Below are 26,581 nucleotides of genomic sequence, written 5' to 3'. Positions count from 1 at the left end.
CACTCCGTTATGTCGTAAATGCCGTCAGGCGCGTCGACGAGGACGCATCGCACCAAACAGGATACCCACTAGTGCAATCGTCCATCCGATCCACTCGCCTGGTGCGGTGGGACGACCCAGCAATATCACATCCAGTACAAACGCCAACGCAGGTTGCAGCAAAAGCAGCAAGCCCACCAGCGTGGCGGGTAATCGTGGCATGGCGCGCACCATCAACAACCAAGCCAGCACTTGTCCAAAGAAACCCAGCGCCAGCAAAACACTCCATGTATGCACGTCATGAATCGCGAAGGTATCGCCTTCGCCCCAGCCCCACGCCCCCAGCATCAATGCGCTGAGCAAACTCATCAAACCGAGAAATTGCGCGGGCGATAAACGCGTGTGTGTTTTCAACGCTTGCCGAAAACTCAACAGATAAATGGTGTACGCCACGCCACTTCCCAACCCCAACCAAATGCCCAGACGGTGCTGTGCATCAAAGACCGACCAGTGCGCCCCGACCAGCATCCACAAGCCCACCATCGCTAGCAGCATGCCGGGCGCAAACCAGCGACCCGGGCGTTCGCGATAAAACGCCAATCCCACGAGAGCCATCAGGAACACCTGAAAGTTGGTGAGCAACGTCGCAACGCCAGGCCCCACCCAGAGAATGCTGCGATGCCATTGGATGAGGTCCGCTGAAAAACCAAGCGCCGGGAGCAACGCCCACGCAAGATCGCGCCATGCAAAGGACTGCCACGTACCACGCGCAATCACCCAGATCAGCAGCATCCCGCCGCCCAAAAGCATGCGGTAAAAACCGGACACCGTCGGTGCCGTATGCGCGTAAACCACGAACAGGCTGGTGCTGGAAAGCAGCGATGCGCCGATCGCCATCTGGATGATGGCTGCACGCATGGACACTTCGCTGCCGACGCCGGCCGGCGCCGTGGTGGACGAATCGGACATCGCCGCCTCAGCCGGTTGCGGGCAGCAGGTCGCCGGTATCGTCGTCCAACTCGTGGATCGCCAACCTCGCTTGTGTCAGCGCACCGTCGATCTCGCGCACGATCGGCTCAGCGATATCGATGCTCGAATCGGGCACCAATACGGCGACGTAATCCATGGCTGGCAGCTGCCCCACGCCGCCGGTGAGGTATTCACCTGCAATAAACGCGGGCACTTCGGCGTTCTCCAGCGCATCTTTCACCAGATGGGCGTCGATGAGATTTTGGGCTCGATAGACGATGCGCATGGCTTCACGCTACTGCTGTGGATGGGATTGAGCAAGCGCGTCACCAGAAGGCGCGAATACCCGCCACGCCCTGGGCGCCGTTTTCACGCGACTTATCGAGCACCGTGGGCGTCACGCCGCCCAGTGCATAGACCGGCAGCGCGGCGCCTTTGGCCAGTCGCTGGAATTGTGGCCAACCGAGCGCCGGCTCGCCAGGGTGGCTGGCGGTCGCCTCTACTGGCGATAGCGTCGCAAAGTCGGCACCGACACTTACAGCGTGGCTCAGTTGCGAAGCATTGTGACAGCTCGTGCCGACCACCTGAGCCCAGGGCAACGGACGGGCATCCAGCTCCATCAGCTGTGCGGATGTGAGATGCACGCCGATACCCGATCCGAGATCGAGTGAGCCATCGATATCGCCGTTGAGCAACAGCCATGCACCGTGCTCGACGACGTGCGGCTGCAGGCGCGCGGCAAATGTGCGGACCTGCATCGCGGACCATTTGGGTAATCGAAGCTGGATAAGACGCCTACCGTTTTCGGCGGCCGCCTTTACACGCGCCAGCCACTCATCAGCGTGCTCAGGCAACACATCGGGCGGCGTAATCGCGTACGTCGCCGGCAATCGCAAAGCCTGCAAAATGGGACGATCGGCTGGAGCAAGCGTTGCGACATCGACACGCGACGGCCACTCCCACTGCAACGCCTGCCCTTCCAGCGAAACCGGCGTGCCCTGCCAGCGGGTGAATTGCCACGCATCGAGCAAGAGATCGCGATCGCCATAACGCCAAGGCACGCCAATCAAGGGCGTGCCATCGACAGGATCGATATGAATACCCAGCTCTTCGTGCAATTCACGCACTAATGCATGCTGTGGCGATTCACCCGGTTCAAGCTTGCCGCCGGGAAACTCCCAGAGCCCGGCGAGATGTTTGCCTTCGGGACGTTGCGCAAGTAGCACCCTGCCCTGCGCATCGCGCAGCACGCCAGCCATGACATGTAGCAATGCGCCTGCGCTGTCGCTCACGGAAGTAAGGATCAGCTATTGCGGACGTACTCGACCATATCGAAGTCGTAGCTGTGCTCGCTATCCTTCTTATGGTGCGTGCGCTTCACTTCGATCCAGTCGCTGAAGTGGATGCCGGGGAAGAAGGTATCGGCGCCGTCCACTGCTGCAGAGACCCAGGTGAGGTAGAGGCGGGTCGCCATTGGCAGGGCATCGTGAAATACCTTGCCACCGCCGATTACCATCAGCCCTGTACCGTTGGAACGCGCCTGGGCTTCTTCGATGGAGCGCACTGTCACCTGGCCCGGGAACGGGGCGGCGTGCCGGCGCGAAAGCACGAGGTTTTCGCGCTCAGGCAGCGAGCGGCCAATCGAGACGGCCGTGTTGTAGCCCATCAGCACATGCTTGCCGAGCGTCAGCTGCTTGAACCAGCGCAGGTCGTCCGGGAGATGCCAGGGCAATTGGCCCTTGCGACCGATGGCGAAGTTCTCATCAAGGGCGGCAATTAGTGAAATGGCCATGGAAGCTCCGGGCGTAGCAGGTTGGTCGAACGGCACGTGCGGCCGGTCGTACTCCCGGCAACGCTGACCGGCCATTATAGCGTTTTGATGGGACAAACATGGTAGCCCTTAAGGGAGCAATGCCGGACAGCCATGAATGTGACAGGCCTTGCCGCGGCTCGGACGGCATCCCAGATTCGGCATTTGATTACACCGCCACCGGCGCCTTGATCGCGGCGTGCGGGTGGTAATCCTCGATCGCGATATCTTCAAAGCGGAAATCGAAGATCGACGACACATCGGGATTGAGTCGCAACCGCGGCAAGGGCCGTGGCTCGCGCGTCAATTGCAAACGCGCCTGCTCCCGATGATTGTTGTAAAGATGCGCATCGCCCAGTGTGTGCACGAAATCTCCCACACCAAGACCGCAGACCTGCGCAATCATGTGTGTAAGCAATGCATAGCTGGCGATGTTGAACGGCACGCCAAGAAAAATATCGCCGGAACGCTGATACAGCTGGCAACTCAACTTTCCATCGGCCACGTAAAACTGAAACAGCGCATGACATGGCATCAACGCCATCTTCGGCAATTCGCCGACGTTCCATGCGCTGACAATCAAGCGGCGCGAATTGGGATTGCGTTTGATTTCTTCGACGACCCAGCGGATCTGATCCACGATGTGCCCGTCGGCCGTCGGCCACGCACGCCATTGTTTTCCGTAGACGGGACCCAGATCGCCGTGCTCGTCGGCCCACTCGTCCCAAATGGAAACACCGTTTTCTTTCAGATAGGCGATGTTGGTATCGCCGCGCAGGAACCAGATGAGTTCATGCACGATGGATTTCAAATGCAGTTTCTTCGTCGTGACGAGCGGAAAACCGTCGTTGAGATCGAAGCGCAATTGCCAACCGAACACACTCCGCGTGCCGGTGCCGGTGCGATCGTTTTTTTCCGTGCCGTGTTCCAGCACGTGGCGAAGCAGGTCGAGGTAAGCGTGCATGCGAAGGAGTTTACGCTTTCTTCGGTTGCTCGGGCGCGGGTGCCGCCAACGGCAGGGTTGGCGCGCGGCGAGACAGCCAGATGAGCCACAGGCCGATGAGGATCAGCGGGAGCGACTGGATCTGTCCCATCGTTAGCCAGCCCCAGGCGAGATAGCCCAGCTGCGCGTCGGGCACGCGTACGAACTCCACGAGAAAGCGGAAGCAGCCGTACAGCAACCCGAACAATCCCGAGATGAGATAACGCGGACGTGGCTTCAACGACACCAGCCACAACACGGTGAACATCACCACGCCTTCGAGCAGCATTTCGTAAAGCTGTGACGGATGCCGCGGCAAGCCGCCGTATTGCTGCATCAGTGATGCGAGATGTGGATCGGTCGCCGCAAGTGCCGCATCTTCATCGTGCGCAGTAGGAAAAATCATTGCCCACGGCACGGAGCCGGGCTTGCCCCAAAGCTCGCCGTTAATGAAGTTGCCGAAGCGTCCCAGGCACAGGCCCACCGGCACGATGGGCGCGACGAAATCGACAGTGTCGAAGAACTTCAGCTTGTGGCGCCGCGACCACCACAACCCCGCGACCAGGACACCGATCAGACCGCCGTGAAAACTCATACCGCCATCCCACACGCGGAACAGCGCGGCCGGCTCGGTCCAGATCCAGCGGGGGCCGCCAGCGTAATAGAACAGCATGTACCAGATGCGGCCGCCCAGGATCACGCCCATCATCGCGTAGAAGGCCAGATCGCCCAGCGCGTCGCGGCTGACCGGCAGGCGGCCTTGCTTGCGCCGGTATTCAGCCAATCCCCATGCCCCAAGAAAGCTAAACAGGTACATCAAGCCGTACCAGTGAATCTGGATCGGCCCCAGATGCAGCGCGACGGGGTTGAATTGCACGACGTAGGGTTGGGACATGGTGTAGCCGTCGACGGTCAAAGGAGCAGTTTAGCGGGCCGGGAGAATCGAAGGCAGGGTCATATCCCCACAAGTACGTATCGCGCAGGGTCCGACGATCGAAAGGAACGACGAGGATCGGCGGCGATCAGCCGCCGGTGTGCATGCCGAATGACGAAGCCTGTACGCGGGCCAACGCCACGGCGCTTGCAGGCGAGCGCCCCAGCACCGTCTTCAACTCGTGATAGACGCTGAGCACGGTTTGCCCGTAACCACGCGCAAGCTGCACATCATGGCTGTGATAATAACCGATACGAAGCACGGGATCGGATGTCTGGGTCATCGCCTTGTGCAGCAGGCTGGTGCCGATCTCAATGTTGCGTTCGGGATTGAGCAACGCAACCGGATTGGGCTCGATGTCGCGATGCATCGGGTAATACACCTGCATGATGCCCACATCTTGCACCGGCACCGCCATCTGATAGGCAAGTTCGATGGCGTGTTCGGATTCCGCACGCGAGCCGTTATGAAGATGGCCATTGATACGCACCACCCACGGGCTGGGCGCAACCGAGCCATCGGGTTGCACGCCCTTCGTTTCCACAAGAGCTACCGCATAAATCAATGCCGGATCGATGTGGTAACGCGCACCCGCTTTCGCCCACAAACTGTTCGATGAGGTGATATCGAGATTGAACCCTTCGATATTGCTCTCATGTGGCGGCGCGACAACCACAATGGTTTGTTCGTCCGCAAAATTTACTGCGGGTTTCGATTTCGGCGGATGGACTTCGACGACTTCCAGCAACACCGGACCCGTGACAACGACAGGCGACTTTACCGGAGCGGACGGAACAACCGTTTGCGCAGGCTGCGGCGCCGCTGTTGCAGCAACAATCGGGGCAACCTCGCCGCGCTGAATCGAATGCACAACATGCGAAGCAAACATGGCCATCGCTGCACCCGCCGCGAAACCGGCAGTGCCAGTGAGAGGCTTGCGATAGATCTGAGCCTGTTGTTTGATCGCCAGCAGCATGGGCGATCCGTCAACGTCGATCGACAGCTGCGGCAACGCCATCGAACCCACGAATGCGCCGGCGTCCGCCAGCGAGAACGAACCAGCGTAGTAGGCATTATTTCTTTCGGTGATCCGCCTTTTTGATGCCCAGTTTTGTGGATCAGTCATCAAAATTTTCCCGCCGCCCTGCGTCGGCAGGGCACCGGTACGGCGACCGTGAAAGGTAGCCGGGGCACAAAGCAGGACCCGTTGCGTCACCTGTCGCCGCGTCATGACAGCCGCCACCCGTCAGCCGGCCACGCCCGTGCAGGCGGGAAATTCGGTGTCAAATAACTGGCGGTTAGCGATTGCAGGCACAACACAGGTCGTCATCCGTTCGGCGCCGATCAAGCAGGGCGGGATAGACAAGCACAAATCGAGCCGCCGAGCCATGCCTTTGGACTTGATCCGACCACCCTTCGGGCACAAAAAAACCCGCTCTCGCGGGTTATTGCGGTTTTCAAAGGCTTTGGTTGCCCTGAAGAACCTGAATATGGCGCCCGAAGTTGGACTCGAACCAACGACCCCCTGATTAACAGTCAAGTGCTCTAACCAGCTGAGCTATTCGGGCGGGGAGCTGCATAGTTTGAGGAATGAGGCCCGAGACTGTCAAGCCGCGGACCCTCTTTTCCTGCAGTGATTCAGACTGTCAGCACACGATAGCAAGGCACGTAAGCACTTCCGCCCGGGAGCTTCATGCGGTGCTGTTGCACGAATGCCTGCAGCAGATGATCGAGCGCCTTCATGATTTCCGGATCGCCGTCGATCTCGAACGGACCGTCTTTTTCGATGGCGCGAATGCCCTCTTCCTTCACATTGCCGGCGACGATGCCGGAAAAAGCACGACGCAAATCGGCAGCGAGTTCGTGACGCGGACGATCGCGACGGATCGCCAGCGAACGCATCGCATCATGCGTGGGCAGGAACGGTTGCTGGAAAGCGAGCGGAATGTTCAAGGACCAGTTGAAGAAAAACGCGTCCTTGTTGTCCAGACGATGATTGCGCACCTTATCGATGCCACGAACCATCGCATGCGCCACGGCAATCGGATCATCGACGATGATCTTGTAGTGTTGCGCAACTTCGTCGCCCAATGAGAGCTTGAGGAATTTATCGATCTGCTCGAAGTACGGCGCCGAATGCTTGGGACCCGTGAAAATCAGTGGGAACGGAATGCCTGCGTTGTCCGGATGCAGCAGAATGCCCAGCAGATACAAAATTTCTTCTGCCGTACCTACGCCACCGGGAAATACGATGATGCCATGCCCCATGCGCACGAAAGCTTCCAGGCGCTTTTCGATATCCGGCATGATCACCAGTTGATTGACGATCGGATTCGGTGATTCAGCTGCGATGATGCCAGGCTCGGTAATGCCGATATAGCGATTATTTTTGCGACGCTGTTTGGCGTGCGCGATGGTCGCGCCTTTCATCGGTCCTTTCATCGCACCCGGGCCACAGCCGGTGCAGATGTCCAGACTGCGCAGACCGAGTTGATAGCCCACCGACTTGGTGTATTCGTATTCATCGCGCGAGATGGAGTGACCGCCCCAGCACACTGCGAGATTGGGATCGATCTGCGGCCTGAGAATGCGCGCGTTGCGAAGAATCTCGAAGACGGCGTGTGTGAGACCTACACTGTCGTCGAGATCAAAATTGCCTTGTTCGAGTTGGGTGGACACATAAACGATGTCGCGCACCACGGCGACGAGCAGCTCGTTGATACCGCGAATGATGTGGCCATCGACGAAGGCGCGCGCCGGGGCGTGCTGCAATTCGATCTTGATGCCACGATCTTGCTGCAGCACCTGAATATCGAAATTCGGGTATTGCTCGAACATGCCACGCGGGTCGTCGCTGATATCGCCCGACGTCAGCACAGCAAGCGCGCAACGCCGCAACAACCCGTGCAGGCCCGAACCGCTGACGTCGCGCAGTCGTGCAACCTCGTTGCGCGACAGGATGTCGAGCCCACCGGCTGGCGATATGCGTGCGTTGACCGTGGCTGGCTTGCCGGACTTGTCGATCTGCGTATCGTTCATGCCTTCCTTCTCCTAACCACTTCGTCATGTCGCGCGAACAAGCGCAACCTGCGTGCGGCCGCCTAGCATCTCGCTTCGTGGGAATGCGGTCAATGCGGGGCGATGGCCATGCCCTCATAAAAAAACTCCCCACAGCACGCTGCGGGGAGTTTTTAGACAGCATCAGATGGTACGTGGGTTCCACACGCACCGCATTAACAGTGCGCGTCGAGTCCCGACCTGATTAACGGAACGACACACCGAACGTCAGCATGTACGAACGCGGCTGCAACAGGCCGTAATACGCCGTGCTGTTGTACAGGTTCAATTCCTTGCCAACCGCCGAGCTGGACAGAACCGGCGCAGAGCTCACATAGCTAAACGCATGATGGTCCAAGAGGTTGCCGACGTTGAGCTTCAGGTACGGCTTGGTGAGGAAGCTGTTCCAATCGTCGAAGCGATAGCCGGCGCTGAAGTTGAACGTGGTGAAACCGCCAACTGTTTCGGTGTTCATGTAGTCACCGTACAGCGAGCTGGTGGCACGCGCGTTCAAGCTAGCCCAGTAACGCGAATTGTCGTAGCTCAGGCTAAGGTTGCCGATGTTGCGCGGCGTATCCGGCATGGTCTTGCCATCTGTCGGATAGATGCCGGGACCCTTACCGTTGTTGCTGTCGTACGGGCCGCCATCGAGATCGCCGCGGATCTTCGCCTGGGTATACGTGTATGAGCTGTAGACCGTGAAGTTCTGAGCGAACTTCCAGCTGATTTCACCGTTGAAACCCTGCATGTCCATATGCGGGATCGTGGTGTAGATCTCAGCGTTGTTGACCGGGTTGTAGCCCACTTCCTGCTTGTTGAAGTAGTTGCTGTGATACAGGTCGGCACTGGCCGAGACGGCATCACCGTAGAAGCGCCAGCCCAGGTCCGTGTTCCACGACATTTCCGGTGCGCCGTTGTTCACGCCAGCGAGCGCATCGAGAATGGCAGCGGTGTTCGACGGCACGCGGAAGGTCTTACCGCTGCCAAGGTAGAACTGGTTGCGTTCGTCGAGCTGGAACTTGATGCCGGCCATCGGCAGGAACTTGTGCCAGTTGTTGTTGAAGTTGGCAAAGGTCTGCGTGGTGGCACCCGGATAGTCGTAGCTGAAGCCCGTACGCGTGGCGTAGAGATAGCTCACGCCGCCGACGAAGGTCCAGTAATCGTTCGGCGTCCAGTTATCCGTGACGAAGCCTTTCTTCAGCTCGGTCGTGGTGTATTCGTCGTAGAACTTCTGCACGGCGCCGCCGGTCGGGTAGGTCAGCAACGAGGTGTTGCCCCACACATCGCCAGGGATGCCCGTGTTGGGATCGACGAGGCCGTAGCTTTCAGCCTGGCTCTTGCGCGAACGCTCGTACCAGAAGCCGTACTCGAGGCTGTTGTTCATGCCGAAGTCTTCATTGAACTTCACAAGCACGCCCGGACGATACGTCAGCGCGGCGGAGTACGCATAGACCGTACCGCCCGAGAAGGTCTTCGAAGAACTGTTCGTGACCGTGCCGTTGCCGTTGAGGTCGACGTTGGCGTACAGATACTTGTTGATCGGCGAATCGCTTTCCTGCGCCAGACCGCCGCCGCCGCCACCGCCATCGCCCCACCAGTAGTACGGAATCACCGACAAGTGGATGCTGTCGCTCACCTTGAACTCGCCGTCCATGCTGTACATGTAGCTGGAGTACGGATTGGTGTGCAGCGCGTAGAAGTTCTCATCCGCCGTCGCAGCCGCCTTCAGCTTCGCACCAGACAGGTTCGACAACGGAGTCCACGTGGTGTTGTAGTTGTAGAAGTAGCCATCCTCCAGCGCCTGCGCCTTGGAGAGCGAGTCATATTCCAGATTGCTCTGACGGCTGTACTGCAGCGATGCGCTGATGGAGTTGTTGTCGTCGATGGTCCACACCGACTTGCCGTCCACCTTGGCCACGCGCAGGTCGCCTGCACCGCGCCACATGTTGGCCGTGTTATTGGAGAACGACACCCACGAACGCACCGGACCCAGATCGCCCGTGTTCAAACGAACGAACTCGCGGCGGTAGTCGTCATTGCCGAAGCTCTGCGTGAAATCCACGCCACCCTGATGCGGCGGATCGATCGTCGCCCAGCCGATGTGACCACCGCTGGCGCCCGAGTCGGGCATGTCGATATCCGGAATACCCTGCAGCACGGTGATATCGCCCAGGTTTTCCGAGTCGCCGTATTCGGTGGCGTACACGGAGTAGCTGCCGGTATCGGTAATCGGTGCACCGTTGACGGTCATGCCGATGTCCGAGGAGTCATAACCGCGCATGCTGTAATGACCGTTGGCCAGACCGGTGACGTCGTCGGTCGCGGCGTTCACGCCCGGAATGGAGCCAATCAGCTGCGTGAAGTTGGCGCCCGGGCTAGCCTTTTGGATGGCTTCGCGCGTAATGGTCGACACGGCTTTGGGAGCCGTCTGCACCGACATCAAACCGCCGCCAAGCGAAAGCGACTGGCCTTGCACGGTCACGGTGGACAACTGCTGCACGTCGCGACGCGTGTCGTTGGATGTGGTGGTATTGGAAGTGCTGGAAGGATTAACGCGCTGCTGGGAGGCAGGGGTGCTGCTCTGAGTGTTCTGCGGCTGGTCGTTGGCGGTCTGCGCCAGCGCAATGCCCATCGACATATAACAGGCAACCGCAATCGCTGCGGATAAATGTGTTCGTTTCATTGAGAGCCCCGTACGATTGTTGATTTTGAGATTTCTGTAGCACCGCTTGTGACTACTTGAACTTCTCTTACGACATACAACCTGGCCGGACCGCCCGGCCTTCCGTTACTAGCAATCCTTCAACACAAAAAAGTCTCGGGCTCATGACAGATGAGCCACACAAACTTTTTTGGAACCCTAGGTTTTTGACTTACTCAGGGACGACGCAAGACCGCATCAGACCCCGTTTCATAAGCTCTTGAATGGAAAACTCGTGTCAGCAGTTGAGTCGAACGCTATACCTGCGAATAACTGATGCAGATAGGGAGAAAGCAGCCACGTATCCTTAGCGATACCTTAGCACAATCCCACATAAGCTTTACATTATTTTTACAGTAATATCTCAATCGCAGGGTCACTCGCCCAGACTGTCTAGGCAGGTAAATACGGCGACGCGGTGCTTTCGCCGACTACTCGGCTTTGCCCAGATAGCGGGCGCGTTTTGCGGGCTTCAGCCGCGCAAGGTCGAGCATCACCAAACCGTCGACGCAACCCGAGAAGCCCGGGTCCTCGCCGAAATCCAGGAATTGGACGCCATCGGGTTCGACCAGATCGACGTACTGGCGATAGAGCACGGGCAGGCTCACGCCCAGGGCATCCAGGTGGTTGCGGAGTTTCCCCAATCCGCTGGCGGCATCCAGCCCCTCAAGCTCGCGGCGTACGCCATCCAGAACATCCTGGGACACGCGAAACGGCTGACGGGCGGCCGCAAGGCCGGGTGCACCGAAGTAGTGCTGATGAGCCGCGGCAATCCACTCGCGCGCCTGCAGCGGCAAGTTCACCGACATGCTGACCGGGCCGAACAGGTAACGCACGTCGGGATGGCGCTGCAGATACAAACCAATGCCTTGCCATAGCTGATCCAGCGCACGCGAGCGCCAGTAAGCCGGTGCAATAAAGCTGCGTCCCAGTTCAAGACCTTGCGCCAATCGCGATTCAAGGGCCGGCGAATACTGGAAGAGGCTGGAGGTGTAGAGCCCCGACATGCCACGTTCGGCGATCACATGACCGCAATGGCCAATACGATACGAACCGACAATGCGCAGCGCTTTTGGATCCCACAGCACAAGATGATCGTAATGCGCGTCGAAGGAATCCACATCGCGGCGTGTATTGGTGCCCTCGCCCACTTTGCGGAACGTCAGTTCGCGCAGACGACCGATCTCGCGCATGGCCGCGCTATCTGGCGATCCATGCAACACGATCAGTTGTTTGCCATCGGCAAGATCGGCCAGCTTTTCGCTTTGCGCCAGCTCCATCGCCACCCGTTCGACAGGCTCCGGATGCGCGAGAGCAATCTGACCGCCAAAGATCAGACCACGGCGGCGACCAAGGCGATACACATGGCGACGCATCAGATCCGCGGCGCGCTGGGTGGAGCCTTCGCCACGTTTTTCCAATTCTTCCGCGCTGACTAGCGCGCCTATGCTGAAACCAATCCGGCTTACGTTGGTAGCGACCGCCTCGCGCGGCAGCATCGCCGTGCTCAGCGGCTTGGCGAGCATCGACAGACCATAGAACACCGCGGAGTTGCGTGCGGCCACGTGAATCGGCAACACCGGCGCTTTGCTGCGCATGGCCAGTCGGGCAAAACCGTCCGACCAGCGACCATCGCGCACGCCAGCAGGTCCCATGCGCGAGACTTCGCCCGCCGGAAAAACGATGAGTGCTTCGCCGCGATCCAGTGCGCGATACACATTGCGCAAACGCGATGCCGCGCCACTACCAAACACATCCACCGGCAACAGCACCGGTTTCAACTGCGGAATCGATGCCAGCAAGTCGTTACCCAGGATGCGTACATCCTGGCGCACGGAACCGATCAGGTTGACCAGCGCCATGGCATCGAGCATGCCCAGTGGATGATTGGCGACGATAAGCACGGCGCCTTCAACGGGAATATGTTCCCGCTCGCGCTGGACAACGTGATAGCTGCAACCAAGAACTTCCAGCGACTTCTCGGCGAAGGCGAGGCCGTAGGCATTGCCGATGCGATCAAGCGTGCGATTGAATCCGGTCTCGTCCGCCAGGCGACCGAGCATCCCCGCCACCGGACGGCGGATCATCGGGTGCTGCGCAAGCCATGGCAGACGCTCGGTAAGGGCCTGTTCAACGCGAAGCATGACCGCCTCCCTTGGTTTTCGCTCATGTTGACGATCGAGTGTGACAACTGCGCGAATTTACGCTGTCAAACCTGTCTTATTCGCAAGAATACACGAGTGACACGGGGTGGATTCTTAAGAGCGTGTTTAACGCGAGCGATTCAAACGCAACGGCGTCTCAGCGCCAAGCATTCGAGGTGGTCACATTTTGAGCAGTACTTAGATGGCCAGATGCAGGTAAGCCGCGACGCCGCCCAAAAACATCTGCACAGACAGGGCGATAAGCAGCATGCCCATCACCCGCTCAAGGGCGGTGAGCACACTTTCGCCAAGCCAGCGAAACAGATACGTGGAGCTGAGCAAAATCAGTGCGGTGGCAAGCCATGCGCATAGCAATGCGATCGCCCAGTCCGCGGTGCGACCGGGTTCGCTGTTGGTTAACAGCAACAACGCTGCCATCGCAGAGGGGCCTGCGACACCCGGAATGGCCATCGGCACGATGAAAGGTTCGCCCTCGCCGGCCTTGCCGAAAATGCCGCCACCGTCGGCAGGCGGAAACACCATGCGGATGCCGATCAGAAAGAGGACGATGCCGCCGGCAATGCCGATCGATTCTTCTTTTAGCTGCAGCAGCTTGAGGATGAGCTGACCGCCCATCAGGAAGACCAGCAGCACGGCGAGTGCGATGAGCAATTCGCGCACCATCACCGCGCGACGGCGCTTGGGTGGCACACCCTTGAGCAGCGTCAGGAAGATCGGGATGTTGCCAAGCGGGTCCATGATCAGAAACAGCAGGATCGCCGCCGACAGGGTCGTCATCTGCGTTTCCATTCCATCCCCTATTCGTACGGCGGCACACTGCCGTCGGATGCGATCATGCCACGCGCAAGTCGAGCACGGTGCCGCGTGCGGCGGCGGCTTCGTTACTCAATAGATAGACGGCAGCATCGGCGGTGGCATCGGGCAACGGCTGCTGCATGGTGTCTTCGCCGAAATAGGCCAAGCGACGCAACGTGGTACGCATCGGCGCGGGCAGCAATGCATGCACACGGAACGCACCGGCCTCGTGTTCTTCGTGAAGGATTGACACGAAACGCTCCAGCGCCGCCTTCGATACACCGTAGGCACCCCAGTGCGCACGTTGCAGAAGTTCCGGATTATCGAGCACGAACACAGCGGCACTGTCGGGCGACTGCGTCAGAAGCGGCAGACATGCCTGCGTCAATGCAAAGGGAGCCGACACGTTGACATGCAATGCGCGTAACCATGCATCCGGTTTGTGCATGGCGATGGGTGTGAGTCCCACGAAGCTTGTTGCGGTGTGCACGATGCCATCGAGCCGGCCCGCATCACGCTGCAGACCTTCTGCCAACGCTTCGTAATCACGCGGCGTTGCCGATTCCATATCCAGCGGATGCAGCACCGGCTCGGACAAACCCTCGCTCACCATGGCGTCGTAGAGTTGCTCGAGTTGACGCTTGCGCTTGCCCGTCAACACGACCGTGGCACCTGCGCGCGATGCTGCGCGTGCGACGGCGCTGCCCAAGCCACCGTATGCGCCAGTGACCAGAATGACGCGATCTTCAAGTGTGCCAGGGGAGGCTTTCCACGCCTGCGGCAAACGGCTCGACGCCAAATTCATGCGTGACTCTCACCAGCAACGTCGCTCACCATGCGTACCAGTTCGCCGGAGGCCTTCAGGTCCTCCACAATGTCGCAGCCACCGATCAATTCGCCCTGGATAAATAATTGTGGAAAAGTCGGCCAATTTGCGTAATGAGGAAGTGCAGCGCGGATTTCCGGATCGGCCAGCACATTCACCGTTTCGAACGTCGCATGCGATTCCCGCAACGCCTGCGCTGCGCGGGCCGAAAACCCGCACATCGGGAACTGTGGCGTGCCCTTCATGAAGAGCACGATGGGATGCGCGGCGAGTACCGCCTTGATTCGTTCGTTGACGTCCATAACTTCTGATTCATCACTACAATGCAGCCAGATAGGTAGTGTACCAGCCGTTATGGCGGCCCATGTGGCCGCATGACCCATCCCCCTGACCTTCCTTAGCCAACGCCCAGGAGTTACTTATGGCGATCGAACTTCCCCCGCTGCCCTACGAAAAGAACGCGCTTGAGCCGAACATCTCGGCCGAGACGCTGGAGTTCCATTACGGCAAGCACCATCAGGCCTACGTCACCAACCTCAACAACCTGATCAAGGGCACCGAGTTCGAGAACTCCGCGCTGGAAGACATCATCAAGAAGTCCTCTGGCGGTGTGTTCAACAACTCCGCGCAGGTCTGGAACCACACCTTCTACTGGCACTCCATGCGCTCGCCGAAGGACGGCAATGCCCCCAGCGGCAAGCTGGCCGATGCCATCACCAAGGCGTTCGGTTCCTTCGACAAGTTCAAGGAAGAATTCACCAAGTCGGCCACTGGCAACTTCGGTTCGGGCTGGACTTGGCTGGTGCAGCGTCCGGACGGTTCGCTGGGCATCGTCAATACGTCGAACGCGGCCACGCCGATCACCGGCAGCGACAAGCCGCTGTTCACCATCGACGTATGGGAACACGCCTATTACATCGATTACCGCAACGCACGTCCGAAGTACGTGGAGTCGTTCTGGAATCTGGTGAACTGGGACTTCGCGGCGAAGAATCTCGCCTGATGCAGTCTTTTAACCCCTCTCCCTGTGGGAGAGGGGTTGGGGTGAGGGTACGCACAACGCGCACCATTGATATCTTACGCAAGGTTGCAGAGATCGCTCCGGTCGCACCCTCATCCGCCCATCGGGCACCTTCTCCCGACGGGAGAAGGGAAATCAGCTCAGCACATGCAGCGTTGGCGCTGCCTGCTCTTCGCGATGTAAAGCGCGAGCGACATCACCGACTCGTGCGACCAATGCTGAAACATTGTTTGCGCAGACCGTTGCATGACCTACTTTTCGACCCGGGCGCGACTGCTTGCCGTAATCGTGCCAATGCGCGTCGACGGTGCGGAACACGGGATTGGGATCCGGCAGCTCGCCAATCCAGTTGAACATAGCCGAAAAACCACGCGCAGATGTATCGCCCAGCGGCAAACCAAGCACAGCGCGCACGTGGTTCTCGAACTGACTTGCAATAGCGCCTTCGATCGTCCAGTGACCCGAATTGTGCACGCGCGGCGCCATTTCGTTGCCGAGCAGATCCCCGTCCTTGACGAAAAGTTCCAGCGCGAAGACGCCAACGTAACCAAGGCGTTCCGCCAGAATGTGCGCCAGTTCTTCGGCGCGTTTTTGTAGTGCACCGACGTTCTGCGCAGGTGCAAGACTCAGACTCAACACACCATCGGTGTGCCAGTTCTGCGTCAGCGGCCACATGCGGAAATCACCATCGCGCGTGCGCACTGCGAGCACCGACAACTCACGCTCGAATGGCACGAACGCTTCGAGAATCAAACCGTGCGCATTCGCCTGAGCACCAAGCGCTGCCCATGCCGCATCGGCATCGGACAATTGTTTGATGCGGAACTGTCCCTTGCCGTCGTAGCCAAGGCGACGCGTTTTAAGAATCGCCGGCGCACCGATGTTGGCCAATGCGCGATCAAGATCGACGCGTGTATCCACGGCTTCGAAGGCAGGCGTATTCAAACCGCATTCGCGGAACAAGGTTTTCTCGGCAAGACGATCCTGCGCAACGGCCAGCGCACGCGGATCGGGAAATACCGCAACGCGTTCGGCGAGCCAGTGCGCCGTTTCGGCAGGAACGTTTTCGAAATCGAACGTCACCACATCGACTTCGGCGGCAAACTTTTCCAGTGCGGCGTAATCGGTCCAGTCGGCCACGCGCAACGGCGCCACCTGACCGGCACACGCATCCGGCGCGCTATCGACCACCAGCGTATTCACGCCAAGCGGAGCGGCGGCGAGAGCGAGCATTCTGGCCAGCTGTCCACCACCCAAAATGCCCAATACGGGCTGGCGACGTGCGGTCACTGGCGGGGGTCCGGGTTATCCAGAACGGTCTGGGTCTGACGGGCGCGGTAGGCTTCGACAGCTTTAGCGAGCGCAGGGTCGTTCAGCGCCAGCACGCAAGCGGCCAGCAGTCCGGCATTTACCGCACCGGCGCGGCCGATGGCCAGAGTGCCGACCGGAATACCGGCTGGCATCTGCGCGATCGACAGCAACGAGTCCATACCGTTAAGCGCCTTGGACTGAACCGGCACTCCCAGCACCGGCAACCGCGTCTTGGCAGCGAGCATGCCTGGCAGGTGCGCCGCACCACCGGCACCGGCGATGATCACCTGGATGCCACGGCCGACGGCCTCTTCGGCGTAACGGAACAGCAGGTCGGGAGTGCGGTGCGCAGAGACGACGCGTACCTCATGCGGCACGCCCAATTCTTCAAGCACTTCAGCCGCATGCGTCATGGTTTCCCAATCCGAACGCGACCCCATCACCACACCAACCCGCGGTGCTGCAGCTGTTCCCGTCATGGCCCGGTCGTCCAAAAGGGGATATTGTACGTGCTTCCCTGCACTGCAACGATACCTAAGCACCCTTATGGACAAGCGCCTGCTCGACATCCTGTGCGATCCGGTCAGCAAGACCCCGGTCCGCCCACTCAGCGGAAGCGAGATCAACGCGTTGAACAAGGCGATCGACGAAGGACAGGTACAGACGGTCAATGGCGCCGCGGTCCAGAACCGGCTGGCAGAAGGCCTGATCACCACGGATCGAAAAGTGGTCTATCGGGTCGAGGATGGCATTCCTGTCATGCTCCCCGAGGAAGGTATCGGCACGACCCAGCTGACGGACTTCCCTTCGGCGGCGTAAAAATCTGCCGTTCAGGTATTTACTGGACCTCGAAACACAAATCTATGACGCCCGCCATGGCAGGGAACCCCGTTTTCCCCTATTGTGGGTGGACAGAGCAACCGGCCGTCGTCATCAGTCATTTAAGGTAACCACAGGGGTGTGGCGATGAAAGAAGCCAGCGAGCAGTCAAACATCGTCAATTTGAGTCAGCGCCTGGATCCCTCCAGTGGTCGCGGCGGCGATCTGCTGAACGCTGTTCGTAGCATCGCCACCCGCCGCCTGCAGCAGTACATCGGCAACATGTTCGAACACGTCGACGACGCGCTGTTCGATCTCGCCGAAAAAGCCGAAAACAACGCCGCTCAGATGCACTACTTCGACGGCATGCGTGAAGTGCGCAAGCGTCGCCCGGTGATGGAGCGCAGCTACCTGGCCCAGGTCTCGCGCGATCTGAATGATTTCGTCAGCGGCCAGCGCACGACCACGCAGAATAGTCCGCCGCCATCGCTGGGCAACGCCGAGTTGTCCCTGGTGGCCGATAACGAATTGGAAGAATCGCTTGCGATCACCAGCCTGATCGGCAAGAACGAACAACGCCTCACGCGCGAGCTCTTCGCCGTCAATCAGCGCCTGTCGGTGATATGCGGCGGCGTAAAAATCGAGGACTCGACCAATCCCGTGGGTCCGGCTGTTCTGGCCCAGGCTTTCCGTCAGTCGATGCGCGAACTCAACGCCGACATGCGCGTGAAACTGATCATCTACAAGCTGTTCGACCGCTATGTCATGGCGTCGTTGGACGAGCTCTATCAGGAAGTCAATGCTGAGCTGATGCGCGCCGGCGTGTTGCCGCAGTTGCGCCACGAAGTGGTGCGCACCGGCAGCGCAGCTGCCGGTGGCGCGGCCGCGTCAGCCGGTGCAACGGGCACCGAAGTTCCGGCCACGCTGGCCGCCGACGACAGCGAAGCATCGGCCGAACTGCTACAGACCTTGCGCACCCTGTTCGGCGCGCGCCGTGCACATCCCACGGTACCGCTCTCGGGCATGACCGCCGGCCCGCTGCCGACCCCCAACGAATTGATCGGCGCACTCAGCGTGCTGCAAAGTCAGGCCGCCAGCGTGCCGGTCGCAACGATGATCGCCAGCGGCGCGGCCAGCATGGAAATGGCCGACCAGGTGCTGCATCTGAAAGAGCAGTTGATGTCGCAGCTGGGGTCGCTTCGTGGTCAGCGCCCAGGCCAAATTGCAACGATCGACGAAGACACCATCGATCTGGTCGGCATGCTCTTCGAGTTCATCCTCGAAGACCGCAACCTGCCTGCGCAGATGCAGGTGCTGCTGGCGCGTCTGCAGATTCCGTATCTCAAGGCGGCCATTCTCGACCGCAAGCTTTTCGCGCATCGTCAGCATCCGGCACGCCGCCTGCTCGATGGTCTGGCCGATGCCGCAAAGAGCTGGTCGGAGGAATCGGATCGCGACGGCCGTCTGCACGACACGGTCAAGAGCATCGTCGATCGCCTGCTGCAGGAATTCGACGACGACCTGACGATCTTCGATCGTTTGTCCGCCGAATTGCAGCAATTCCAGGAATCCAACCGCCGTCGCGCGGAACTGGCCGAACAGCGCGTTGCCGAATCCACACGCGGTCGCGAAAAACTGGAACAGGCACGTCGTCGTGCCGCACGCGAAATTCTCAACCGCATTGGCGATCACTCGCTGCCACCGCTAATTCACGGCGTGCTGTCGCGCGCGTGGGCGAATTACCTGGTGCTCACCATCCTGCGTAAGGGTGAGGAGTCGCAGGATTTCCGCGAGGCCTTGCGCTTCGTCGATGCATTTATCGCCAGCACCAAGCCGGTACGCACACCGGATGCCAAGCGCGATCTTCGCCAGCTGCTACCGGGTATCGAACGCGCGCTGCGCAAGGGTCTGTCGAATGTCGCGTTCCAGGACGCCGATATCGAACGCCTGCTCGCTCAGTTGCACACCTTCTATCGCCAGCAGCTCGGCGACGCAGCCCCCGCGACGGAACAACCGCAGGCCCTGGACGCTGCCCCTGCGCCTCTACCGATTCCGGAAAGCATCCAGCCGATCGCCCAAACCATGGCCGATCTCGAAGACGAGACCGCCAACGCCGAACCGGAAGCTGCCGAGATTGCGCCGGAAGTTCGCGAAGAGCTGGAACACGTCAAGGCACTGAAGGCTGGCGTCTGGCTGGAATTCAACACGCAGGACGAACATTTCGAGCGCGCCAAGCTGTCGTGGATCAGCCCGATGAGCGGCCGCTACCTGTTCGTGAATCGCCGCGGCCTGAAGGTGGCGGATTATTCACCTTATGAACTGGCCACCGTGATGGCGGATGGCCGCGCACGCATTCTCGCGTCCAATGCTTTGTTCGACCGTGCGATGGATGCCATCGTCGACCGGCTTAGTCATGAGGACGGTAAAACCACAGACACCGAATGACCCCAGCCTTTCGTTTTACTCCGCCCGACACCGCTTCAATCGCATCCGATGTGGAACGCGCTTTTGCCGAGGATCTCGGTAGAGGCGATGCCACGGCCAGTCTTCTGCCCGCCGATGCGATCGCTTCTGCGCAACTTACCTGCCGCGAGGACACCGTCATCGCCGGTATTCCGTGGTTCGACGCGTGCATGCACAAGCTCGATCCGGCTGCGCGCATCGATTGGCATGTTAGCGACGGCGATCGCGCAACGCCCGGCTCGATCATTTGCGATATTCGCGGCAACGCGCGCGCAGTCGTGAGCGCCGAACGCTCCGCGTTGAACTTCCTGCAGATGCTGTCCGGCACGGCGACGACAACCGCCGCGTATGTCGCAGCAGTCGCCGGTACGAATGTGCGCGTTCTCGATACACGCAAAACCGTGCCGGGTTTGCGCCTCGCGCAAAAATACGCGGTGCGTTGCGGCGGCGGTCACAACCATCGCATCGGTTTGTACGACGCGATTCTGGTGAAAGAGAACCACATCATCGCGGCGGGAAGTATCGCGGCCGCCGCATTGGCTGCACGACAACTTCATCCCACCCTGCTGCTGGAAGTGGAGGTGGAAAACCTCGACGAACTGCAACAGGCGCTCGACGCAGGCGTGGACCGCATCATGCTGGACAACTTCACGTTGCCAGTGATGCGCGAGGCCGTTATCCAGACTGCAGGACGCGTTGCGCTGGAGATTTCCGGCAATGTCGACCTGACCACCATCGGCGATTACGCCCGCACCGGCGTGGACTTCATCTCGGTCGGCGCACTGACCAAGAACGTGCGCGCTGTCGATCTGTCGCTTCGCCTCACCATCAAGTGACTTGCGGGCACACGAAGTCGCCCACACACTGCTGGAATGGGCGACCTCGCGACACTGCTGCTACTGCTTATCCTCTCTGCCATCGTAGGTACATGGCTCAGGTTGAGCCGTGCCCGCGACAAGGCCATCCAGGAAGCGCGCGCGCGCTGCCAGCGGTACGGCCTGCAGCTATTGGATGAAACGGTTGGCCTGAGCGGTTTGCGGATCCGCCACATGCATGGGCGCCGCGTCATCGAGCGGCGCTATAGCTTCGAGGTAAGCATCGACGGCAACGACCGTGAAGCCGGGCATCTGTGGATGATCGGCAATGTTCTCACCGCGCTCATTCTGCCGACGATCGAGCTGTACACACCTGACGATGATGCGCACGAGGCATCGCACGCCACGCTCGTCGAAAGCGGAAAGGTTTTACCGTTCCGCCCGCGTCCTAGCGACAAGGATGTACGCCACTGATTTGCGCCGATGTTGCCGCCGCTCGCCCACTCGAGAGAGCGGCCGCTTCAGGTCACTTCACCACGCGCAGATGCGATCCGCTGCGCTTGGGTTTGTCACCGCCAGTTCCACCACCATCGCTGGGCGGTTCGGGAGCCGGTGGCGAAGGCGGGTTATCCGTCGGTGGCTCGCCACCTTCTTCTTCGGCAGGAAACATCATGCCCTGCCCGTTTTCCTGCGCGTACAAGGCGAGCACCGCAGGAATCGGAATCTGGATGGTGTGGCTTACGCCCGAAAAGCGGGCCTGAAAACTGATCCACTCGTTGCCCAGGTCAAGGTTGGCAACGGCGCGCATCGCCAGATTGAGCACGACTTGCCCATTCTTGATCACGTGTGCCGGTACGCGAACACCGCTTCGGGTTGCGTCCACCAGCATGTAAGGCGTCAGGTTGTTATCGCTGATCCAGTCGTAAATCGCCCGCAACAGGTACGGACGGTTGGAGGTCATGCCATGGGATTCTTGCGATGTCACCGAGAGGCGCTCTGATCAATGATGCGTAGATGTTGCCGGTCGTGCTTGCTGGCAGACCGAAGGTATGCGGACAGACAGCGTCGGCCCCTGCGTATTGGATTTGAAATGTGGGGGTAATGTCCAGAAGGCGGTCTGCGCATAGTGCTCAGAGGGCCCTCAGTGCCTTTTCTTCTTGGGTCAAACTGCGAGCATAACCCTGACTGTGGAACAGGCGTTCGCCGTAATCCATGATCGGCTTGCCTTCGCGCCCCAGGTCCACACCAAGCGCAGGCAACCGCCATATCACCGGGGCGACCAGGCAATCGGCAAGACTCATTTCGGGATTGAGGAAAAACTTCGACGCCTTGAACAACGGGAGTGCCGCCAGCAAATGTTCGCGCAGATGCTTGCGCGCTGTCTCGGCCGGGCGTCCGCCTGCCTTGATGTGCTCGACTTCAGGCAGCCAGTCGCGCTCGATCCGCACACCCGCCAACCTGAGCCGGGCACGCGATAGCGGATCGATGGGCATCAGCGGTGGATGCGGGTAACGCTCGTCCAAGTATTCGCAAACGACCGAGGTATCGTAGAGCGTAAGGTCGCGGTCGACCAGGGTGGGCAACGTGCTATAGGGGTTCAGATCGATCAGGTCTTGCGGGGGTTTGGCCGGGTCGACCTGGACCAGGTCGTAGGCGACTCCTTTCGCAGCCAGCACCAGCCGGACGCGATGGCACTGGATGTCATCGGCCGCAGAGTACAGGGCGAGTACTGTCCGGGAACGAGCGTTCTGGACCATGCACTTGTCTCCCCTTTCGGATGGCCGCAAGGATGGCGTTTGCCACCCTGCGGCCACAAGTCCCTTTAGTGGACGTCCTTCCAATATTCTTTCTTTAGCAAATAAGCCAGGAAGGTGAAAGCCAGCAGGAACAGGACGACCCAGATGCCGTAGTGGCGCCGCTCAAGGGCGGCCGGCTCGGAGACGTATTCGAGGAAGTTGGTCAGGTCGCGGGTTGCCTGCTGGTATTGCTCGGGCGTAAGGCGACCGGGGTGCGACAGGGTCAGCTTCTCGATCTGGGCGTCGTCACCGGGCTTGCCGACCTTCATTACGGCGGTCTGCTCGCCTTGCAACTCCCACAAGGGGAACGGCATGGCGGCGTTGGGCAGGATGGTGTTGTTCCAGCCGATCGGGCTCTTGGGGTCCAGATAGAACGAGTTGAGATAGGCGAAGACCCAGTCCGCCCCCTTCGCGCTCACTTCCAGCGATAGATCCGGCGGTGCCTTGCCGAAGAACTTCTGCGCGTCGTCCGGCGGCATATGCGAGATCACCGTGTCGCCGAACTTGGCGTCGGTGAAGTTGAGGTTGTTCATCACGTCGGCCTGGGTCAGACCTAGATCGTCCGCGATGCGCTCATAGCGCTCGTACTTGAGCGAGTGGCAACCCACGCAGTAGTTGAAGAACAGATGCGCGCCGCGCTGCAGGGAAGCCGTGTCGCGAATGTTGGTCGCGGCCGACGGCAGCTCCGGACCTTCATCGGCCATCACCGCCGATGTGCCAAGCAGCAGGCCAAGTGCCAGCGCAATGGTGGAGATGTAGCGCTTAATCATGCGTTGTCACCCGTTCCGGAACCGGCTTGGTCTTTTCCCAGCCAAGATGCGTGTACAACCACAGGAATACGAAGAACCCGAAGTAGATCAGCGTCATCAAGCGACCGAATGCGTTGTCCCATGCAGTCATGTCGATGTCGGCGCCGAACAGTTTCGGAAACAGCACGTCGGTGTAGTCGGTACCGATCATCACCAGACCAAGGAAGGCCAGCACGAACAACGTCAGCGCCACCTTGTAGCCGGTGCCGCGATAACGTATCGACCTCACCTTGCCCACATCGATCCAAGGCAGCGCGAACAGCAGGGCGATTGAGCCGAACATGCCGAGCACACCCCACACCGCAGTACCAAGCGCGGACGGAATCATGCGCACGATCGCGTAGAACGCGGTGAAATACCACACCGGTTTGATCTGCGCCGGCGTCACGAGATTGTTCGCGGCGATGGAGTTGTCATGCTCCAGGAACCAGCCACCGAGCGTCGGCTGGAAGAAGATGATGAACGCGGCGATGGCGAGGAACAAACCTACGCCCACCAGATCTTTCACCGTGTAATACGGATGGAACGGAATACCGTCGGCCGGCTTGGTCGCATCCCAACGATTACCCTTCGGCCCGTGCTTGATATCCACGCCATCGGGGTTGTTGGAACCCACTTCGTGCAGCGCGGCCAGATGCAGCACCACCAGCAGAAGCAGCACCAGCGGCAGCGCGATCACATGCAAGGCAAAGAAGCGGTTGAGCGTGGCGTCGGCGGGCAGAAAGTCGCCCATGATCCACTCCACCAGATCCTTGCCGATCACCGGAATCGTGCCGAACAGCGAGACGATCACCTTCGCACCCCAGAACGACATGTTGCCCCACGGCAACACATAGCCCATGAAGGCTTCGGCCATCAGCACGAGGAAGATCAGCATGCCGAGCAACCACACCAGCTCGCGCGGTTTCTTGTACGAGCCGTACATGATGCCGCGGAACATGTGCATATAAATCACCACGAAGAACAGCGATGCACCCGTGGTGTGCATGTAGCGAATCAGCCAGCCCCACTCCACATCACGCATGATGTACTGCACCGAGTCGAAGGCTCCTGCCGCGCTCGGGTCGTAGTTCATAGTGAGGAAGATGCCGGTGACGATCTGATTGACCAGCACCAGCAACGCGAGCGAACCGAAGTAGTACCAAAGATTGAAATTCTTCGGCGCGTAATACTCGGTCATGTGCTTGCGGTACGTCGGCGCCAGATTCGGCGCGCGATCGTTGACCCAATCGGCAATGCTTGCGAAGACGTTTGCCATTACGCAGCCCCCTGAGCATCTACGCCGATCTGGATCGTCGAGTCATCGAGATACTGATAGGGCGGAATGACCATGTTCTTCGGCGCAGGTACGCCCTGATAGACGCGACCGGCCATGTCGTAGCGCGAGTGGTGACAGGGGCAGTAGTAACCGCCCTGCCAGTTCGGATCGAACGGCTCGGGCTTCATCTCACCCACGAAATCGGGTACGCAGCCAAGGTGCGTGCAGATGCCGACCATCACCAGCCATTCGGGCTTGATCGAACGCGTACCGTTTTGCGCGTACTTCGGTTGCTGATCGACAGACGAACCGGTCGAGGTCGGATCGACCAGACGAGGGTCCTGCTTTGGCAATGCAGCGAGCTGTGTCGGCGTGCGATTGACGATGAAGACCGGGAGACTGCGCCAGGCCACGATCAATTGCTGACCCGGTTCGACCTTCTTCAACGACTGGGTAACGGGAGCACCAGCAGCCTTCGCTCTTGCACTTGGTTCCCACGACTTGATGAAGGGCACTACTGCCGCCACCACGCCCACTCCCCCAACCACAGCTGTGGTCGCAGTGAGAAAACGGCGGCGGCCTTGATCGACGACTTCGTTCGCCATCAGGCTCTCCGGTACTTGCATGCTATAGACACTGCAGAAACCAGACACTGCCGTCGCGGCGAAAAAGATTGCGCTTCGCCGACCGCCCCAGGATCGTGCCCCTGCAAAAATCGCGTTACCTACAAAAATCGCGTTAGTGTAGCCTCAGGTCTTGAACCCTACAATAAAACCGCACAGGCGGTCACGTCGCTCCGCCACACTCCACAAACCGGTTCAACGGATTGCATTACGACATGAAGCATGCCGCCGGCATCGTCGCCTTTGTTGCCCGATTTGTGGTGCTTGGGCTGGCTATTGCCTTCGTAATCAGTTTGTTCTGGCCTGGAATCGGCGACCGCTTGCGCGCGCGCTTTGGGTTGCAGCATAACGCCACCGAGACGGCCATCAGCGCACCTGCGACAACAGAGACATCGCCCTCCACCGCCGCGCCGTTTTCCTACGCCGATGCGGTCGCCAAGGCGGCGCCCTCGGTGGTCAACATTTACGCAAACAAGGTTGTTACCGAGCAGCCGGTGCGCATGTTCACCGACCCGCAGATGCAACAGCTGTTTGGGGGTATGCCGGCGGGGCCGCCCGTCAATCGCCGCGAGCAGAACCTCGGCTCAGGCGTGATCGTGAGTGCGAACGGTTACATATTGACCAACAATCACGTGATCGCAAACGCCGACGACATCCAAATCCTTCTCTATGACGATCGCGTGGCCAAGGCCAAGCTGGTCGGCGCCGACGAAGAGACGGATCTGGCCGTGCTCAAGATCATCGATGCGGTCAACCTCCCCGTCATCAACATGGCAGACCCGAAGAAGCTTCGCGTCGGCGACGTGGTGCTTGCCATCGGCAATCCGCTCAACCTCAACCAGACCGTAACGATGGGCATCATCAGCGCCATCGGGCGACAGCTCAGCAACAGCAGTCCGGAGGAATTCCTGCAGACGGACGCGGCCATCAATCTGGGCAATTCCGGCGGCGCGCTCGTCAACAGCAATGGCGACCTGGTCGGCATCAACACCTTGCTGATCGGCCAGGCGGCGAATGCCGAAGGCATCGGCTTTGCCATTCCCGTCGATACGGCGACAGATGTTCTGCACCAACTGATCGCCAACGGGCATGTGATCCGCGGATGGCTGGGCGCCGATTACGGCTTCGTGCCAGTGTCGGCCGACAGCGGATTGCCCGCCGCCGCCACGCGCGGTGCGCAGGTCACCGAGGTGATTGCGGGCGGTCCCGCTGCGGCGGCGGGGCTACAGCCCCGCGATATCCTGCTGCAGCTTGGCAACAACGACATCCGCGATCCGGCAGATCTGAGCCGCCAGGAGGCTGCGCTCAAACCTGGCAGGAAGGTTGAGCTATCGGGCTTGCGCAACGGCGTGCCGTTCCATCTGATGCTGACTGTCACGCAGCGTCCGTCGCAGACCCCAACCGTCGCATCGTCATCAAGTAGCGCAGGCGTGCAAAGCAATTAAGCG

27 protein-coding genes and 1 tRNA gene are annotated in these 26,581 nt (G+C 59.9%); 7 read left to right on the top strand and 21 right to left on the bottom strand.

The annotated features are described in order from the left end of the window. Window positions 1-24: 24 nt before the first annotated feature. From VK725_RS18075 to VK725_RS18045, 7 genes are all read right to left on the bottom strand, one after another. Window positions 25-948 (bottom strand): DMT family transporter, encoded by a 924-nt coding sequence (locus VK725_RS18075; protein ID WP_325319453.1) that lies wholly within the window; start codon window positions 946-948, stop codon window positions 25-27. 7 nt (window positions 949-955) lie between these two features. Continuing rightward, window positions 956-1,234: a DUF2007 domain-containing protein gene (locus VK725_RS18070; RefSeq protein ID WP_325319452.1), complete on the bottom strand. Its 279-nt coding sequence runs from the start codon at window positions 1,232-1,234 to the stop codon at window positions 956-958. 40 nt (window positions 1,235-1,274) lie between these two features. Beyond that, window positions 1,275-2,240, bottom strand: a complete 966-nt coding sequence (locus VK725_RS18065; RefSeq protein WP_325319451.1) for a Nudix family hydrolase — start codon at window positions 2,238-2,240, stop codon at window positions 1,275-1,277. 11 nt (window positions 2,241-2,251) lie between these two features. After that, window positions 2,252-2,740, bottom strand: coding sequence for a dihydrofolate reductase (locus VK725_RS18060; protein ID WP_325319450.1), 489 nt, complete (start codon window positions 2,738-2,740; stop codon window positions 2,252-2,254). A 187-nt stretch (window positions 2,741-2,927) separates the two neighbouring features. After that, window positions 2,928-3,722: a thymidylate synthase gene (locus tag VK725_RS18055; protein ID WP_325319449.1), complete on the bottom strand. Its 795-nt coding sequence runs from the start codon at window positions 3,720-3,722 to the stop codon at window positions 2,928-2,930. Between the two features lie 10 nt (window positions 3,723-3,732). Next, window positions 3,733-4,635: a prolipoprotein diacylglyceryl transferase gene (gene lgt, locus VK725_RS18050; protein ID WP_325319448.1), complete on the bottom strand. Its 903-nt coding sequence runs from the start codon at window positions 4,633-4,635 to the stop codon at window positions 3,733-3,735. A 127-nt stretch (window positions 4,636-4,762) separates the two neighbouring features. Beyond that, entirely contained in the window at window positions 4,763-5,800 is a 1,038-nt protein-coding gene (locus VK725_RS18045; RefSeq protein ID WP_325319447.1) for a transglycosylase SLT domain-containing protein, read from the bottom strand. A 103-nt stretch (window positions 5,801-5,903) separates the two neighbouring features. On the opposite strand from VK725_RS18045, the gene VK725_RS18040 reads away from it, so the two are divergent. After that, complete coding sequence (locus tag VK725_RS18040; protein ID WP_325319446.1) at window positions 5,904-6,203, top strand: hypothetical protein; 300 nt, start codon at window positions 5,904-5,906, stop codon at window positions 6,201-6,203. Here VK725_RS18040 and VK725_RS18035 read toward each other — a convergent pair. The 7 genes from VK725_RS18035 to grxD all read right to left on the bottom strand — a co-directional run bounded on the left by VK725_RS18035 (window position 6,166) and on the right by grxD (window position 14,520). Continuing rightward, window positions 6,166-6,242: transfer RNA gene (locus VK725_RS18035), tRNA-Asn, on the bottom strand. The genes VK725_RS18040 and VK725_RS18035 overlap by 38 nt on opposite strands. A 70-nt stretch (window positions 6,243-6,312) precedes the next feature. After that, on the bottom strand, window positions 6,313-7,713 hold the full coding sequence (ppnN, locus tag VK725_RS18030) for a nucleotide 5'-monophosphate nucleosidase PpnN (protein ID WP_325319445.1): 1,401 nt from the start codon (window positions 7,711-7,713) through the stop codon (window positions 6,313-6,315). Between the two features lie 223 nt (window positions 7,714-7,936). Then, window positions 7,937-10,414: a TonB-dependent receptor gene (locus VK725_RS18025; protein ID WP_325319444.1), complete on the bottom strand. Its 2,478-nt coding sequence runs from the start codon at window positions 10,412-10,414 to the stop codon at window positions 7,937-7,939. 449 nt (window positions 10,415-10,863) lie between these two features. Further along, on the bottom strand, window positions 10,864-12,576 hold the full coding sequence (locus VK725_RS18020) for a lysophospholipid acyltransferase family protein (RefSeq protein ID WP_325319443.1): 1,713 nt from the start codon (window positions 12,574-12,576) through the stop codon (window positions 10,864-10,866). 198 nt (window positions 12,577-12,774) lie between these two features. Then, window positions 12,775-13,374 carry a YhgN family NAAT transporter gene (locus tag VK725_RS18015; RefSeq protein WP_325319442.1) on the bottom strand — a complete coding sequence of 200 codons (600 nt, stop codon included), beginning with the start codon at window positions 13,372-13,374 and terminating at the stop codon, window positions 12,775-12,777. A 55-nt stretch (window positions 13,375-13,429) separates the two neighbouring features. Further along, window positions 13,430-14,197: an SDR family NAD(P)-dependent oxidoreductase gene (locus VK725_RS18010; protein WP_325319441.1), complete on the bottom strand. Its 768-nt coding sequence runs from the start codon at window positions 14,195-14,197 to the stop codon at window positions 13,430-13,432. Further along, window positions 14,194-14,520: a Grx4 family monothiol glutaredoxin gene (grxD, locus tag VK725_RS18005; RefSeq protein ID WP_325319440.1), complete on the bottom strand. Its 327-nt coding sequence runs from the start codon at window positions 14,518-14,520 to the stop codon at window positions 14,194-14,196. Before grxD ends, VK725_RS18010 begins: the two co-directional genes overlap by 4 nt. 119 nt (window positions 14,521-14,639) lie before the next feature. Between grxD and VK725_RS18000 the strand changes: the two genes are divergently transcribed. Then, entirely contained in the window at window positions 14,640-15,221 is a 582-nt protein-coding gene (locus VK725_RS18000; RefSeq protein ID WP_325319439.1) for a superoxide dismutase, read from the top strand. Between the two features lie 153 nt (window positions 15,222-15,374). Here the strand turns inward: VK725_RS18000 and VK725_RS17995 are convergent, their stop codons facing one another. Together VK725_RS17995 and purE are read right to left on the bottom strand one after the other, a co-directional pair. Next, complete coding sequence (locus VK725_RS17995) at window positions 15,375-16,529, bottom strand: 5-(carboxyamino)imidazole ribonucleotide synthase (protein ID WP_325319438.1); 1,155 nt, start codon at window positions 16,527-16,529, stop codon at window positions 15,375-15,377. Next, window positions 16,526-17,029: a 5-(carboxyamino)imidazole ribonucleotide mutase gene (gene purE / locus VK725_RS17990; RefSeq protein ID WP_325319437.1), complete on the bottom strand. Its 504-nt coding sequence runs from the start codon at window positions 17,027-17,029 to the stop codon at window positions 16,526-16,528. The genes VK725_RS17995 and purE overlap by 4 nt, the downstream gene beginning before the upstream one ends. Before the next feature lie 67 nt (window positions 17,030-17,096). Here purE and VK725_RS17985 point away from each other — a divergent pair, with 67 nt between their 5' ends. The 4 genes from VK725_RS17985 to VK725_RS17970 all read left to right on the top strand — a co-directional run bounded on the left by VK725_RS17985 (window position 17,097) and on the right by VK725_RS17970 (window position 21,121). Beyond that, entirely contained in the window at window positions 17,097-17,369 is a 273-nt protein-coding gene (locus tag VK725_RS17985; RefSeq protein WP_325319436.1) for a hypothetical protein, read from the top strand. Between the two features lie 147 nt (window positions 17,370-17,516). Then, window positions 17,517-19,814 carry a DUF1631 domain-containing protein gene (locus VK725_RS17980; protein WP_325319435.1) on the top strand — a complete coding sequence of 766 codons (2,298 nt, stop codon included), beginning with the start codon at window positions 17,517-17,519 and terminating at the stop codon, window positions 19,812-19,814. Further along, the gene (gene nadC, locus VK725_RS17975) at window positions 19,811-20,668 is read left to right on the top strand and encodes a carboxylating nicotinate-nucleotide diphosphorylase (protein WP_325319434.1); all 858 of its coding nucleotides are present in this window, start codon (window positions 19,811-19,813) and stop codon (window positions 20,666-20,668) included. The genes VK725_RS17980 and nadC overlap by 4 nt, the downstream gene beginning before the upstream one ends. A 36-nt stretch (window positions 20,669-20,704) precedes the next feature. Continuing rightward, window positions 20,705-21,121 carry a DUF3301 domain-containing protein gene (locus VK725_RS17970; RefSeq protein ID WP_325319433.1) on the top strand — a complete coding sequence of 139 codons (417 nt, stop codon included), beginning with the start codon at window positions 20,705-20,707 and terminating at the stop codon, window positions 21,119-21,121. Between the two features lie 52 nt (window positions 21,122-21,173). Here the strand turns inward: VK725_RS17970 and VK725_RS17965 are convergent, their stop codons facing one another. The 5 genes from VK725_RS17965 to petA all read right to left on the bottom strand — a co-directional run bounded on the left by VK725_RS17965 (window position 21,174) and on the right by petA (window position 25,115). Next, window positions 21,174-21,608: a ClpXP protease specificity-enhancing factor gene (locus VK725_RS17965; protein WP_325319432.1), complete on the bottom strand. Its 435-nt coding sequence runs from the start codon at window positions 21,606-21,608 to the stop codon at window positions 21,174-21,176. A gap of 169 nt (window positions 21,609-21,777) precedes the next feature. Next, window positions 21,778-22,404, bottom strand: a complete 627-nt coding sequence (locus VK725_RS17960) for a glutathione S-transferase N-terminal domain-containing protein (protein WP_325319431.1) — start codon at window positions 22,402-22,404, stop codon at window positions 21,778-21,780. A gap of 65 nt (window positions 22,405-22,469) precedes the next feature. Continuing rightward, window positions 22,470-23,213, bottom strand: a complete 744-nt coding sequence (locus tag VK725_RS17955; protein WP_325319430.1) for a cytochrome c1 — start codon at window positions 23,211-23,213, stop codon at window positions 22,470-22,472. Continuing rightward, window positions 23,206-24,510 (bottom strand): cytochrome bc complex cytochrome b subunit, encoded by a 1,305-nt coding sequence (locus tag VK725_RS17950; RefSeq protein WP_325319429.1) that lies wholly within the window; start codon window positions 24,508-24,510, stop codon window positions 23,206-23,208. Before VK725_RS17950 ends, VK725_RS17955 begins: the two co-directional genes overlap by 8 nt. Continuing rightward, complete coding sequence (gene petA, locus VK725_RS17945; protein ID WP_325319428.1) at window positions 24,510-25,115, bottom strand: ubiquinol-cytochrome c reductase iron-sulfur subunit; 606 nt, start codon at window positions 25,113-25,115, stop codon at window positions 24,510-24,512. Before petA ends, VK725_RS17950 begins: the two co-directional genes overlap by 1 nt. Before the next feature lie 233 nt (window positions 25,116-25,348). On the opposite strand from petA, the gene VK725_RS17940 reads away from it, so the two are divergent. Next, window positions 25,349-26,578: a trypsin-like peptidase domain-containing protein gene (locus VK725_RS17940; RefSeq protein ID WP_325319427.1), complete on the top strand. Its 1,230-nt coding sequence runs from the start codon at window positions 25,349-25,351 to the stop codon at window positions 26,576-26,578. Window positions 26,579-26,581 lie beyond the last annotated feature (3 nt).

It is taken from the genome of Dyella sp. (assembly GCF_035486915.1).
Lineage (GTDB): Bacteria > Pseudomonadota > Gammaproteobacteria > Xanthomonadales > Rhodanobacteraceae > Dyella_B.
The sequence above is the reverse complement of the archived record's forward strand: the minus strand, read 5'-3'. Positions and strand labels throughout refer to the sequence as shown.